The sequence below is a fragment of the Pseudomonas sp. GW821-FHT09D08 genome (genome assembly GCF_059416305.1).
Map to the genome: position 1 here is coordinate 156454 of NZ_JBWKOX010000004.1, position 13404 is coordinate 169857.

At 63.6% G+C, this 13404-nt stretch carries 11 protein-coding genes; 8 read left to right on the top strand and 3 right to left on the bottom strand.

The window, feature by feature from the left end:
- Positions 1–2: 2 nt before the first annotated feature.
- Together AC07OP_RS09715 and AC07OP_RS09720 are read right to left on the bottom strand one after the other, a co-directional pair.
- Positions 3–1757: a bifunctional alpha/beta hydrolase/class I SAM-dependent methyltransferase gene (locus AC07OP_RS09715; RefSeq protein WP_495100777.1), complete on the bottom strand. Its 1755-nt coding sequence runs from the start codon at positions 1755–1757 to the stop codon at positions 3–5.
- 10 nt (positions 1758–1767) lie between these two features.
- A complete protein-coding gene (locus tag AC07OP_RS09720) occupies positions 1768–2391 on the bottom strand; it encodes a CDP-alcohol phosphatidyltransferase family protein (RefSeq protein WP_495100778.1) in 624 nt (207 codons plus the stop codon).
- 318 nt (positions 2392–2709) lie between these two features.
- Between AC07OP_RS09720 and hflK (AC07OP_RS09725) the strand changes: the two genes are divergently transcribed.
- The 8 genes from hflK (AC07OP_RS09725) (at position 2710) to cfaB (ending at position 11852) form a co-directional block, all read left to right on the top strand.
- Entirely contained in the window at positions 2710–4614 is a 1905-nt protein-coding gene (gene hflK / locus AC07OP_RS09725) for a protease modulator HflK (protein WP_495100779.1), read from the top strand.
- Positions 4615–4626: 12 nt separating this feature from the next.
- Positions 4627–5613 carry a protease modulator HflC gene (gene hflC, locus AC07OP_RS09730; RefSeq protein WP_027608192.1) on the top strand — a complete coding sequence of 329 codons (987 nt, stop codon included), beginning with the start codon at positions 4627–4629 and terminating at the stop codon, positions 5611–5613.
- Positions 5610–6644 (top strand): protease modulator HflK, encoded by a 1035-nt coding sequence (gene hflK, locus AC07OP_RS09735; protein ID WP_281112398.1) that lies wholly within the window; start codon positions 5610–5612, stop codon positions 6642–6644. The genes hflC and hflK (AC07OP_RS09735) overlap by 4 nt, the downstream gene beginning before the upstream one ends.
- Positions 6641–8527, top strand: coding sequence for a cation-translocating P-type ATPase (locus tag AC07OP_RS09740; protein ID WP_092355971.1), 1887 nt, complete (start codon positions 6641–6643; stop codon positions 8525–8527). The genes hflK (AC07OP_RS09735) and AC07OP_RS09740 overlap by 4 nt, the downstream gene beginning before the upstream one ends.
- 116 nt (positions 8528–8643) lie before the next feature.
- Entirely contained in the window at positions 8644–8895 is a 252-nt protein-coding gene (bufA2, locus tag AC07OP_RS09745; RefSeq protein ID WP_027608195.1) for a BufA2 family periplasmic bufferin-type metallophore, read from the top strand.
- Between the two features lie 60 nt (positions 8896–8955).
- Entirely contained in the window at positions 8956–9801 is an 846-nt protein-coding gene (gene bufB / locus AC07OP_RS09750) for an MNIO family bufferin maturase (RefSeq protein WP_495100780.1), read from the top strand.
- On the top strand, positions 9792–10580 hold the full coding sequence (locus tag AC07OP_RS09755) for an HvfC/BufC family peptide modification chaperone (RefSeq protein WP_495100781.1): 789 nt from the start codon (positions 9792–9794) through the stop codon (positions 10578–10580). Before bufB ends, AC07OP_RS09755 begins: the two co-directional genes overlap by 10 nt.
- An 87-nt stretch (positions 10581–10667) precedes the next feature.
- On the top strand, positions 10668–11852 hold the full coding sequence (gene cfaB, locus AC07OP_RS09760; protein WP_141156346.1) for a C17 cyclopropane fatty acid synthase CfaB: 1185 nt from the start codon (positions 10668–10670) through the stop codon (positions 11850–11852).
- Positions 11853–11929: 77 nt separating this feature from the next.
- On the opposite strand, the gene cls is transcribed toward cfaB, so the two are convergent.
- The gene (cls, locus tag AC07OP_RS09765) at positions 11930–13369 is read right to left on the bottom strand and encodes a cardiolipin synthase (RefSeq protein ID WP_108573491.1); all 1440 of its coding nucleotides are present in this window, start codon (positions 13367–13369) and stop codon (positions 11930–11932) included.
- Between the last annotated feature and the right edge of the window lie 35 nt (positions 13370–13404).

Here is a 13404-nt window from a genome sequence, read left to right on the forward strand (position 1 = left end):
GGTCAGATCTTCTGGGCCAGGGACACGGTAAAGATGCCCCACTCATCCACACGCTGGGTGATCTTGCGAAAGCCCGCGGCTTCTACCAACTGATCCATTTCTGCCTGGCTGCGACGGCGCATCACCCAGGCCTGGCCCTGGCGATGGCTGGTCAGTGCGCGGGCGATCAGTTCCAGTTGCGGGTGCCACGGTTGGCCGGTGTAGACCAGGTAACCGCCGGGCTCCACGGCTTCAGCCAGGCCGGCCAACGAACCACCGACCATGGCGTTATCGGCAAACAATTCATACAGCCCGGACACCACCGCCAGCGTCGGCTTGGGTTGCAGGGCCGCCAAATCCAAGCGGTCAAACGCATCGCCTTTGACGAACTGCGCGATGTCTCCCAGGCCTTTCTCACGAATCAGCGCGCCACCGTCGCGCACGTTGATGTCGCTGTAGTCGCGCAGCAGGATCGATTCCGGCAGCGGCGACACGCCCTGCAAGGCTTCAAGAATGTAGCGGCCGTGGCCGGCGGCGATGTCGACGATGCGTACTTCGCGCTGTTCATCCCTCAGCTTGGCCATGGCCAGGCGCAGCAGTTCCTCGACGTTCAACTTGCGCTGGCGAATACCGCGCCAGCCGATGGAGTTGAGGTAGTTGGTGTCGATCATGCGGCCCAGCCCGCCTTTGCCGGTGGGCGTGTTGCGGTACACGTAGTCCAGGGTGCTGCCGGAGTCGAAGCCGGTGTCGAAGCCCAGCTTGACGCCGTCCGACAGGTTCTTGCCCAGGCCCATGCTGGCGCGGGTCAGGCGCCAGTACAGGTCGCGCAGGGAATTGCGCGGCAAGGGCGCTGCGAGGGATTCGGATTCGGCGCAGGTGGCGCCCAGTTTGTCGGCGTCCAGCAGGGACGCACGGTCCAGCGGGTGCGCGAAGTTCTGCAGGATAAAGCGCCTGGCGCTGCTCACGGCCACCGCGCGGTCACGCTCGCCGAGGGTGTCGTGGAAAAAACCGGGGAGGATATGCAGTTCTTTTTTCAGGCTGCCAAGGCGGTCGAAGAATTGCTGCTGGGGTTTGCGGTGCACCACAAAGTCGGCGCCCGAGACCAGCAGTTGGGTCGGCACCTGGATCGCCTGGGCATCGGCGACAACCCGGTCGGCGGCTTCGTACAGGCCCAGCAGCACGTTCACCGAGATGGCCTTGGTGATCAGCGGGTCGCTGTCGTAGGACGCCACGCGCTCCGGGTCATGGCTGAGGAACTTGGCCTTGACGTAGCTGTTGACGAAGAAGTTGCCGCGAAACCTGCGCATGAGCGCCAGGCCCGGCCGGGCAAAGGGCACGTACAGCTTGACCTTGAACGCCGGGGACGCGAGCACCAGGGCGCGGATTTTCGGCGCGTAGTCATGCACCCAGGTGGCTGCGATCACCGCGCCGACACTTTGGGCAATCACGGCACAGTCTTCTTCCTCGATGCCATAAGTGGCGCCGATATGGTCGCGGAAGGTCTGCATATCACGGGCGCTGGTGGCGAAGCTCGGGCTGTCGCCGCGTTCGCCGGGCGATTGGCCGTGACCGCGGGCGTCCCAGGCGAAGAAGTCGAACTGCGGCAAGTCCAGTTCATCCACCAGGTGCGCGATACGCCCCGAGTGCTCATGGCCGCGATGGAACAGCAGGATCGCCTTGCGCGGCTCGCCGCCCGCCGGCGCGCTGGCCGGCCAATGACGGTAGAAAAGCTCGACGCCGTCATGGGTACTGAAGGTGTGCTCTTGCTGTTCGCGCATTGCAAAATCCTTATGCAGAAGGGGAGATAGGTTGTTCTTCTTTCAAACCCTGGCGCACCCGGTTGACCAGGGTGTAGGCGAGCAGGGCGGCGACCAGCCACATCACCGTGTCGACCCAGCCAGCGCCGAGCCAGCCCAGCGCCACACCGATGGCCAGCACGCCGAGGACAAACGCGCGGTCACTCTTGCCCATCGGCCCGTCATAGCGCCGTGACGCGCCGACCATCGGCCCCAGCACCCCGGCGTATTCGCTGAACACCGCCAGCAGCGCCACCAGCAGCACCGGCACCAGGCTCACGCCGGGGATCAGCGCGAAGGGCAGGATCAACGCACTGTCGGCAATCACGTCGCACAATTCATTGAGGTAGGCGCCCAGGCGCGACTGCTGGCCGAATTCCCGGGCGAGCATGCCGTCGATGGCGTTGAGGGCCATACGCAGGATCATCCACAGCGGGATCAGCGCAAACAGCCACAGGTGCTGGGCGAAGCTGGCGATCAACAGGCCGACCAGCAGGGAAATGACCCCGGCCAGCACGGTGATCTGGTTGGCCGTGGTGCCATTGTCATAGAGGCGCTGCACGAGGGGACGCAGCAGGTTCTGAAACCGCGGTTTGAGCTGATAGATCGAAATCATGGGGGTGACGCTTCCTTGTCCGAGAGCCCGCGAAAAACTGCCTGGAGTGTGCCGATTATTCATGGCCTATACCAGTGATGGCGCGTGTTTATGGGGGTTTAGTCACGATCTGGAAAGCACTGAAGGACAAATGTGGGAGGGGGCTTGCCCCCGATGGCGGTCTACCGGTTGATGCATGTGTCGGCTGACCCATCGCCATCGGGAGCAAGCCCCCTCCCACAGGAGATTTTTGCCATGTTCAAAAACCCTGTTTAACGAACAAAAATTTCACGCCGCGTGTTATATCGTAACGAATTGTGTACAAGCGGGCGTGAGTGGATGCAAGTGGATCTAGAGGCGGACGGCGCTTCGGTGGAAGGCCTGCCGCGTTTTCAGCAAGGGCTGTTCCATGCCCGCCGATTACGGCAAGCCGGTATCAGTCTGACAGTACTGGCCGTAGTCGGTTGGGTGCTGGCGTTGTTTGTCGCGCTGTTTGCACCGTTGTCGATCTGGCCGGTGGTGTTGATCAACTGCGCATCGGCCCTGCTGGTGCTGGTGGCAGGGCTGCAGTCGGCGTGGTGGGTGGCCGATTGGCGGGCCCAGGCGCTGGAAGGGCCGGCGATCGAATTACCCGTTGAAGAAACGGGCCGCTACGCACGCCTTGTGGAACGCTTTGGCCGGCAGATCGGCGCCCCGGTCTGGTGGCTGGGCGGCTGGTCGCTGCTGGCGCTGGTCAGCATCATTGAATTCTGGAACCTGGGCCTGCCCTCGGCGCCTGTCGGCCAAGCGGCCAGCGTGGGGGCGGCATTGGCGTTGGCGCTGGCGTTTGGCTTGCTGGTGTTCGAACGGCGCCTGGCTCAGGAAACCACGGCCCAGTGGCCGGAAGCCGCGCAACTGGCGCAGTTGAGCCGGGTGGCGATTACCTGCCTGGTGGTCAGTGCCATTTGCCTGCTGTTTGCCGGGGCCGAGTCGGTCTGGCCGTTGCGCCTGGCGGTGCTGGTCGGGCTGTTGCCGGCGCTGGTAGCGCTGGAGTTTCTATTAAGAGGCCTGCTGTCGCTGTTCAGCCCGCGCCAGCCGCGCCTTGAACCACGCCTGATGGCGCAGAGTTTCATCGCCGGGTTGCTGCGCTGGCCGCCACAACCGTTGCTGGCGTTGCAGCACGAATTACACAACCGTTTCGGCATCGACCTGCGCCAGATCTGGGCGTTTACCTACATGCGCCGGGCGTTTTTGCCGGTGCTGCTGGTGGTGCTGGCGGTCGGCTGGGCGCTGACCGGCGTGCATGAAGTGCCCCTGCAAGGCCGTGGGATTTATGAGCGCTTTGGCAAGCCCGTCGAGGTGTTCGGCCCGGGCCTGCATACCGGCTTGCCCTGGCCCCTGGGCCGCGTGATCAACGTGGAGAACGGCGTGGTGCATGAGTTGGCCACCAGCGTCAGCGAAGCCTCTACTCCGGAGCTGGCGCCTGCCGAAGGCCCGGCACCGCTGATGGCCAATCGGTTGTGGGACGCCAGCCATGTGAATGACAAATCCCAGGTGATCGCCAGCAGCAGCGGCGACAAGCAGAGCTTCCAGATCGTCAATATGGATGTGCGCTTCGTTTACCGCATCGGCCTCACCGACCAGGCCGCACTCGCCGCCACCTATAACAGCGCGGATGTGCCGACTCTGATCCGCAGCACCGCCAGCCGCATCCTGGTGCACGATTTTGCCTCGCGTACCCTCGACGAATTGCTCGGCGAACAACGCACGCGCCTGGCCGACGAAATCGGCCGCGCCGTGCAGGTGGATTTGCAGACACTCGACAGCGGCGTGGAAATCCTCGCCACTGTCGTGGAAGCCATCCACCCACCGGCCGGCGCCGCCAATGCCTACCACGGCGTGCAAGCCGCGCAGATCGGCGCCCAGGCCCTGATCTCCCGCGAGCGCGGCGCCGCCAGCGAACACACCAACCAGGCCTTGCTGCAAGCCAGCACCGCCCGCGACCAGGCCTTGGCCACCGCCCGCGAAGTGAATGCCGGTGCCCAAGCGGCCGACCTGCGCTTTACCGCAGAACAAAAGGCCTACGCCACGGCTGGTCGGGCCTTTGTGCTGGAACAGTACCTGGGCCAACTCAGCCTGGGCCTGGCCCACGCCAAGCTGCTTATTCTGGATCACCGCTTGGGCGCCGATGGCGCGCCGACGATTGATCTGCGTTCTTTTACTTTGCCGGCCGACCCTTCGCTGCCGCGTAAAGCCGTTCAATAAGGAGTCTGTCTGTTGAGCGCTCATTCTCACGATCATGGTCACCACCACGGCCACCATCACCCTCATCACGGTGATGAACAGGCGGCGGGTCCTTTCCCTTGGCGGCGTATGGCCTGGGCGGTGTTGCTGGTGCTGTTCGCGGTGGCGGCGGCGAGCCTGGTGCAGGTGCGCTCCGGCGAGGCCACGGTGATTACCCGCTTCGGCAACCCGTCGCGGGTGTTGCTGGAACCGGGCCTGGGCTGGCGCTGGCCGGCGCCGTTCGAAGCGGCGATCCCGGTGGACTTGCGCCTGCGCACCACCTCCAGCGGCTTGCAGGATGTGGGCACACGCGACGGCCTGCGGATTATCGTGCAGGCCTATGTGGCGTGGCAGGTGCAGGGCGATGCCGACAATGTGCAGCGCTTTATGCGCGCGGTGCAGAACCAGCCGGATGAGGCGGCGCGGCAGATTCGCACCTTCGTCGGCTCGGCACTGGAAACCACGGCGGCCAGTTTTGACCTGTCGAGCTTGATCAACACCGACGCCAGCCAGGTGCGCATCGCCGATTTCGAGGCGCAGTTGCGCCAGCAGATTGATCAACAATTGCTCACCACCTATGGCGTGCGCGTGGCGCAGGTGGGGATCGAGCGCCTGACGTTGCCGTCGGTCACGCTGACCGCCACCGTCGACCGCATGCGTGCCGAGCGTGAAACCATCGCCACCGAACGCACGGCCGTGGGCAAGCGCGAGGCCGCGCAGATTCGCTCCGCGGCTGAGCGTGATGCGCGCATCGTGCAGGCCGATGCCACGGTGAAAGCCGCCGACATCGAAGCCCAGTCGCGGGTCGAAGCCGCGCAGATTTATGGGCGTGCCTACGCCGGCAATCCGCAGCTGTATAACCTGCTGCGCTCCCTGGATACCCTGGGCACGGTCGTGACCCCCGGCACCAAAATCATCCTGCGCACCGACGCCGCGCCCTTTCGCGCGTTGGTGGACGGGCCCAAGGACGTTCAGCCATGACCGAGCGTGACAGCCCGGACAGCCCCTGGATCCAGGCCGGGCGCCTGACGTTCCTGGCGTTGTACGCGGTGACGGTGTTGGCCGCATTGGCATGGGCGTTTTCCAATGTGCGGCAGATCGACCCGCAGAACCGTGCGGTGGTGCTGCACTTCGGCGCCCTCGACCGCATCCAGAATGCCGGGCTGCTGCTGGCCTGGCCGCAGCCGTTCGAGCAGGTGGTGTTATTGCCGGCGGCCGACCGGGTGATCGAGCGTCGGGTGGAGAACCTGTTGCGTTCCGATGCGGCGGTGCAGGCTGATCGTGTGGCCAGTTTCGCCACGCCCTTGAGCGATGCCCTGGCCGGCTCCGGCTACCTGCTGACCGGCGATGCCGGAGTGGTGCAGCTGGATGTGCGGGTGTTCTACAAGGTCACCGAACCCTACGCCTTTGTGTTGCAGGGCGCGCATGTGCTGCCGGCCCTGGATCGTCTGGTGACCCGCAGCGCCGTGGCCCTGACGGCGGCGCGCGATCTGGACACGATCCTGGTGGCGCGCCCCGAATTGATCGGCACTGACAACGGCGCCGCCGAGCGTCGCGAGCGGCTGCGGGGTGACTTGGTGCAAGGCATCAACAAGCGCCTGGCCGAGTTGGCCGCCACCGGTCTGGGGCTGGGCATCGAGGTGACGCGGGTCGATGTGCAATCGAGCCTGCCGGGCCCGGCGGTGAACGCATTCAACGCCGTACTCACCGCCAGTCAACAAGCTGACAAAGCCGTGGCAAACGCCCGGACCGAAGCGGAAAAACTCACCCAGACCGCCAACCAGCAGGCCGACCGCCTGGTGCAGGTTGCCCACGCCCAGGCCAGTGAACGCCTGGCCAATGCCCAGGCGCAAACGGCCACGGTCGCCAGCCTGGCCCAGGTCAAAGACCCGGGCTTGCTGTTGCGCCTGTACCGCGAGCGTATGCCGAAGATTCTCGGCCAGGCCGGTTCGGTGACCACGGTCGATCCTGAAGACGACTCCCGCTTGATCATCCAGGGAGCCGAACAATGAGCGCACCCATGCTGACCTCCGCCGAACAGCGCAGCGCTGCCCGACAATTGACCCTGGCCATGCTCGCCCTGGGCTTGCTGACGCTGGGCCTGGTATGGCGCTGGCTGGCGCCGGACCAGACGGGCGTCAGCCAGTTGCTGCTCGGTGTGGCCTCGTTGCTGGTGGCGGTGCCGGTGATGCGCTCGGCCTGGTACAGCCTGCGTTTTCCCAGCCTGCATGGCATTACCGACCAACTGATCGCCCTGGCGATGCTCGGCGCCTGGGCCACCGGCGATCTGCTCACCGCCGCGCTGCTGCCGATCATCATGATCTTCGGGCACGTATTGGAAGAGCGCAGCGTGATCGGCTCCCAGGAGGCGATTCATGCCCTGGGCAAACTGACCCGCAGCCATGCGCGGCGGGTGCAGGCCGACGGCAGCATCATCGAAGTGGATAACGGCACGCTGAGCACCGGCGATATCGTCGAGGTGCGCGCCGGTGATCGGGTGCCCGCCGATGGCGTGGTGCTGTCGGGCCAGGCGAGCCTGGACACGGCGCCGATCACCGGTGAGTCGGTGCCGTTGGAAGCCAGTGTGGGTGTGCAGGTGTTTGGCGGGGCGATCAACCTTGATGGGCTGTTGCGCCTGCAAGTGACGCGCACCGGCAACGAGTCGACCCTGGGCAAAGTCATCGCGCTGATGCAGAACGCCGAACGTTCCAAGCCGCCGATCACGCGGCTGCTGGAGCGTTACGCGGGCAGCTATATGGTGTTGGTGTTGCTGCTGGCGGCAGTGACCTGGTTTGTGACCAATGACGCTCAGGCGATGCTCGCGGTGCTGGTGGCGGCGTGCCCGTGCGCCCTGGTGCTGTCGGCACCGGCAACGGCGATTGCCGGGATCGCCGTGGCGGCCCGGCATGGGATCCTGATTCGCAGCTCGGCGTTCCTCGAAGAGTTGGCGGACCTGACCTCGCTGGTGGTGGACAAGACCGGCACCCTGACTTTTGGCACCCTGCGTTTGCAGTCCATCGAGACCTCGTCGACCGACCGCCAGGCGCTGCTCAACCTGGCGGCCAGCCTCGGTTCGGCCAGTAGCCACCCGGTCAGCCGTGCGTTGGCGGGGTTGGCGACTCAGGCGCAACTGCTGGCGCTCACGGATATTCGCGAGCGCCAGGGCCTGGGTGTTGTGGCACAGACCGAGCAGGGCGAAGCGGCGTTGGGCCGTCCCGAGTTGTTCGAGCAATTGGGTATTGTCACGACGACGGTGCCGAACCATGACGGCCCGATTGCCGGGCTGGCCCTGAACGGGCAGTTTCTGGCCTGGCTGCTGCTGGCCGACAGTGTCAAGCCGGAGGCGCGCCAGGCCCTGCAAGAGTTGCGGGATTTGGGCCTGGGTCGCCAACTGCTGCTGACTGGCGACCGTCAAAGCGTGGCCGACAGCCTGGCGCTGGACGTGGGCATCAGCGATGTCGAAGCCCAGGCGTTGCCGGAAGACAAGCTCAACCGCGTGCTGGGGGAAATCGGCAGCGGCTTCCGGCCCATGGTGGTCGGTGATGGGATCAACGATTCCCTGGCGCTCAAGGCTGGCGTGGTTGGGGTGGCCATGGGCGCGGGAGGGGCGGACATTGCGCTGGCCTCGGCGGATGTGGTGTTGATCGGCAGCGACCTGCGGCGCCTGGGCACCTGTGTGCGCTTGAGTCGCCAGTGCCGGCGTACGTTGCAGGTCAACGTGGTCATAGGCCTGGGCTGGACCTTGGCCATCGTGGTATTTGCCGCCTTTGGCTGGTTGGGTGCTGCGGGGGCGATGATTGCGGCGGTGCTGCATAACCTCAGCACCTTGCTGGTACTGGGCAATGCCGGGCGTTTGCTGCGGTTTCAGGAGCCGCTGTCGAAGCTTGAGGATTAATTTCAGAAATATTTGCACACGGCTGTAACGCCGATAAGGGGCCTCACTCTAGTGCTGTGTCGAGACTGGGCAATCCGTTCAGACCGACGCCACTACCGATCATGAGGAATACGAGAATGAAGATTAAATCCGCTGCTGCTGGTGCTGCCCTGGCGATGGCTGCCGCCACCATGTTTGCTGGTGTTGCGACCCAGGTACAAGCCGCCGATGCGCAAGTGCATTGCTACGGCGTGACGTCCTGCAAAGGCATGAACGACTGCAAAACCGCTGAAAACGCCTGCAAAGGCCAGGCGGTGTGTAAGGGCCACGGCTTCAAGGCCATGACCAAAGCCGCCTGTGACGCAGCGGGCGGCAAAGTCGGCGAATAACCGGCAAACAACCGCAGCGGCAGCCCCCACCGCTGCGGACACTTTGCCCAGGAGCGAGTCATGTCCGCGTCCCTTCCAAGTCTGGGTTACGGCCTGGGTTTACGCAGTGAGTACTACCAGCAGATCCTTGAACAAGCGCCGGCCGTGGATTGGTTCGAAGTGATCTCCGAGAACTATCTGGTGCTGGGCGGTAAAGCCTTGTACTACCTGGATGCGATAGCCGAGCGTTACCCGTTGGTGATGCACGGTGTGTCCCTGTCCATCGGCGGCCCCCACCCCGTCGACATGGACTACCTGAAACACCTCAAGCAGCTCGCGGAGCGCATCCAGCCCGCGTGGATTTCCGATCATTTGTGCTGGAGCCGTGGCAGCGCGCACCAGTTGCATGACCTGCTGCCCCTGCCTTACACCGAAGAAAGCCTCTACTACGTAGCTGCTCGCGTTCGCCAAGTGCAGGATGTGTTGCAGCGCCCGCTGGTGCTGGAAAACGTCTCCAGTTATGTGCGTGCCAAGGCGGATGAATTCACCGAATGGGAATTCCTCAATGCCCTGGCCCACCTGTCGGGCTGCCAGTTGCTACTGGACGTTAACAATGTGTATGTCAGTGCGCGCAACCATGGCTTCGATGCCTGGACCTTTATCCGCAACCTGCCGCCCGACAGCATCCGCCAACTGCATCTTGCAGGGCATATGGATTACGGCGACTACGTGGTTGATACCCACGACCATCCGGTGTGCGACCCGGTGTGGGCGTTGTATCAACAGACCCTGGAGCATTTGGGCCCGGTCTCGACGCTGTTGGAGCGCGATGACCATTTCCCGCCGTTCGAAGAGCTCCTCACCGAGCTGGAAAAGGCCCGCAAGCTGGGCGCCGCAGCCTTGGCCCGGAGGTCGTTATGCGCCTGACCGACTGGCAGTTGGCCTTTGAACAGCACTTGTCAGCGCAGACGCCAGATACCACCAATGGCTTTGCCGCCACGTTATTGGGTGGGCCGACGCTGGATGTAGACACCGGCCTGGCGATCTACCACAACGCTTATCTGGCACGGCTGCAGGAGGTGTTACGGCACGACTTCAGCGCCATCCGGTATTGGCTGGGGGATGATGAGTTTGCGCTGCTGACGCAAGCCTATGTGCGTCGCTATCCGTCGTCCCACTACAGCCTGCGCTGGCTGGGGGAACGGTTTCCGGTGTTTATCCGCGAGCACCTGGTGGCCGAGCAAAGTGCGCCGCTGGTTGAACTGGCCCAGTTGGAGTGGGCCTTCACCCTGGCGTTCGATGCGCCGCAGGGTGAGCCGCTGACCCAGGATGATATGGCGGTGCTGCCGCCCGAGGATTGGCCCGGTTTGCAGGTCTCCCTGACACCATCCGTACAGCAGCGACTTTGCCACTTCAACACCGTGGCCATCTGGCGTGCCAGCAAGGATGGCGCGGATTTCCCCGACAGTCACACCTTGGACTTCGCACAGATCTGCCTGGTATGGCGCTATCAGAATGTGTGCCGTTATCGCAGCCTGGAACCGGCCGAGGCGTTTGCGCTGGCGGGGATGGTGACGACCGGTTGGCGCTTCGCAGAACTGTGTGCGCAACTGGCAGTCACTTATGGAGAGGGTGCACCACTGCAAGCGGTGACATGGCTGAAACAGTGGATCCAGGACGGTTTGCTCCAGCGCCGAGCCCCATAGAAGAACGCTATCAAATCGATAGCCTCCTACTTTTTCTCGGGATGGTCTACCCTCATTCCAGACGTCTGAAACAAGGGGGGACTACTCATGCTCGCGCAACTTCCACCGGCCTTACAGAATCTACAGCTGCCGCTGCGTCTTCGACTCTGGGATGGCCATGAATTCAACTTGGGCCCCGAGCCCAGTGTGACCATCGTGGTGAAGGACCCCACGGTCGTGCCCAAACTGTCCCACCCCACGCTCGACTCGTTGGGCGAAGCCTTTGTCGAGGGCAAACTGGAGCTGGAAGGTTCCATCAGTGAAGTGATCCGGGTGTGTGATGAGCTGAGTCATGCCTTGGTCGAGGATGAGGCCGGGAGTCTCCCGGTGCGCTCGATCCATGACAAGGTCACCGACGCCGCCGCGATTTCCTACCATTACGACCTGTCCAACGCGTTCTACCAGCTATGGCTGGACCAGGACATGGCGTACTCCTGCGGTTATTTCGAAACCGGCAGCGAATCCATCGACCAGGCCCAGCAAGACAAATTCCGCCACCTGTGCCGCAAACTGCGCTTGCAGCCCGGCGAGTACCTGCTCGACGTAGGCTGTGGCTGGGGCGGGCTGGCGCGTTTTGCGGCGCGGGAGTTTGGGGTGAAAGTGTTTGGTATCACCCTGAGCAAGGAACAGCTGGCATTGGCCAAGGAGCGGGTGAAAGCCGAGGGCCTGGAAGACCAGATCGACCTGCAACTGCTCGACTACCGCGATCTGCCCCAGGATGGTCGCTTCGACAAAGTGGTGAGCGTGGGCATGTTCGAGCACGTCGGCCACGCCAACCTGGCGCAATACTGCAAGACCCTGTTTGGTGCCGTGCGCGAAGGCGGCCTGGTGATGAACCATGGCATTACAGCCAAGCATACCGACGGCCGGCCCGTGGGCCGTGGCGCCGGGGAGTTTATCGAGCGTTATGTGTTCCCCAACGGCGAACTGCCGCACCTGGCGATGATGACTGCCGAGATCAGCGAAGTCGGGCTGGAAGTGGTCGACGTCGAAAGCCTGCGCCTGCATTACGCGCGCACCCTGGACCATTGGAGCGAGCGCCTGGAAGACAACCTGGAAGCGGCGGCGAAGCTGGTGCCGGAGCAGGCGTTGCGCATCTGGCGGCTGTACCTGGCCGGGTGTGCTTATGCGTTTGCGCGGGGCTGGATCAACCTGCACCAGATCCTCGCGGTGAAGCCTCACGCGGATGGCAGCCATGAACTGCCGTGGACGCGGGAAGACATTTATCGCTGAGCTGATGTTCCAGAAAGGTGGAGATCCAAATGTGGGAGGGGGCTTGCTCCCTCCCACATTTTTTACCGCATCGGCCGTTAGAGAATCGGTGAGATCAAGCGCGCCACCCGCATGCCCAGTTGCTGCAGGCGGCGGGTCTCGCGGCTTTCTTCCTGGCTCACTTCATGGGCCTGGGCGAAGTCGTCCAGCAGCATCTGTTCCACCTGTTTGGCGAAGGCTTCGTCGACCGTCAGCAACATCACTTCGAAATTCAGCCGGAATGAACGGTTGTCCATGTTCGCACTGCCGATGGCGCTGATCTCGTTGTCCACCAGCACCACCTTCTGATGCAGAAAGCCCGGTGTGTAGCGGAATACCCGGACACCAGCGCGCACCGCTTCGATCGCATACAGGCTGGACGCGGCATACACGATGCGGTGGTCGGGCCGCGATGGCAGCAACAGGCGCACGTCCACGCCCCGCAGGACCGCCAGGCGCAGGGCGGCGAACACCGCTTCGTCGGGGATGAAATATGGGCTGGTGATCCACACGCGCTCGGTGGCCGCATGGATGGCCTCGACGAAAAACAGCGAACAGGTTTCATAGGGATCGGCCGGGCCGCTGGCGAGCAATTGGCAGAGCACGCCGTCTTCGGGGTAGGCGTCCGGCAGGATCAGCGGCGGCAGCTCGCGCGCGGCCCAGAACCAGTCCTCGGCAAACGACTCCTGCAAACACGCCACCACCGGGCCGGTAACTTGCACATGGGTATCGCGCCATGGCGCCAATGGCGGTTTTTTGCCCAGGTATTCATCGCCCACATTGTGCCCACCGACAAACCCGGTGACACCGTCCACCACCACGATCTTGCGGTGGTTGCGGAAGTTGACCTGGAAACGGTTGAGCCAACCGCTGCGGGTGGCGAACGCCTTGACCTGCACCCCGGCGTCGCGCAGCGATTGCACGTACTGATGGGGCAGGGCGTGGCTGCCGATTCGGTCGTACATGACGTAGATGCCCACGCCTTGGGCAGCCTTTTCCTTCAACAGCGCCTGTAACTGACGACCGAGTTCATCGTCATGAATGATGAAGAACTGGAACAGCACGGCGGTTTTGGCATTGCGAATGGCGTCGAAGATTGCACTGAAAGTGGCCTCGCCGTTGATCAGCAAGTGCACTTCATTGTTTGCCAGGCACGGCATGCGGCCCAGCTTGGGCATGGCGCGCAACGACGCGTAGGCACTGGAGTTGCGCGCGGCGAGAGCCTCCTCGACCCAGGGGCGCCAGTTCAGCTCGGTGATCGCGGTGTGCATTTCCTGGTTGGCCTGGCGACGGGCCTGGATATACGCGTCGAAGGTGCTGCGGCCAAAGATCAGGTAGGGGATCAAGGTGAGATAGGGCATGAACATCAGTGACAGGGCCCAGGCGATCGAGCCTTGGGCGGTCCTGACGGTCAGCACCGCGTGGATCGCGGCGAGAGTCCCGAGCAAGTGCAGCGTGGCGATGAAGTAGGCGAGCAGGTGCGGGCCAAAGAAATCCATGGACGACGGTACTCCAGACAATCCAATGCTTAACA

Coding starts and splice junctions, on each gene's coding strand:
- hflK (WP_495100779.1), top strand. CDS start 2,710: ATGCAAGTGGATCTAGAGGCGGACGGCGCTTCGGTGGAAGGCCTGCCG.
- cfaB (WP_141156346.1), top strand. CDS start 10,668: ATGCTCGCGCAACTTCCACCGGCCTTACAGAATCTACAGCTGCCGCTG.
- AC07OP_RS09720 (WP_495100778.1), bottom strand. CDS start 2,391: ATGATTTCGATCTATCAGCTCAAACCGCGGTTTCAGAACCTGCTGCGT.
- AC07OP_RS09755 (WP_495100781.1), top strand. CDS start 9,792: ATGCGCCTGACCGACTGGCAGTTGGCCTTTGAACAGCACTTGTCAGCG.
- bufA2 (WP_027608195.1), top strand. CDS start 8,644: ATGAAGATTAAATCCGCTGCTGCTGGTGCTGCCCTGGCGATGGCTGCC.
- bufB (WP_495100780.1), top strand. CDS start 8,956: ATGTCCGCGTCCCTTCCAAGTCTGGGTTACGGCCTGGGTTTACGCAGT.
- AC07OP_RS09715 (WP_495100777.1), bottom strand. CDS start 1,757: ATGCGCGAACAGCAAGAGCACACCTTCAGTACCCATGACGGCGTCGAG.
- hflK (WP_281112398.1), top strand. CDS start 5,610: ATGACCGAGCGTGACAGCCCGGACAGCCCCTGGATCCAGGCCGGGCGC.
- cls (WP_108573491.1), bottom strand. CDS start 13,369: ATGGATTTCTTTGGCCCGCACCTGCTCGCCTACTTCATCGCCACGCTG.
- AC07OP_RS09740 (WP_092355971.1), top strand. CDS start 6,641: ATGAGCGCACCCATGCTGACCTCCGCCGAACAGCGCAGCGCTGCCCGA.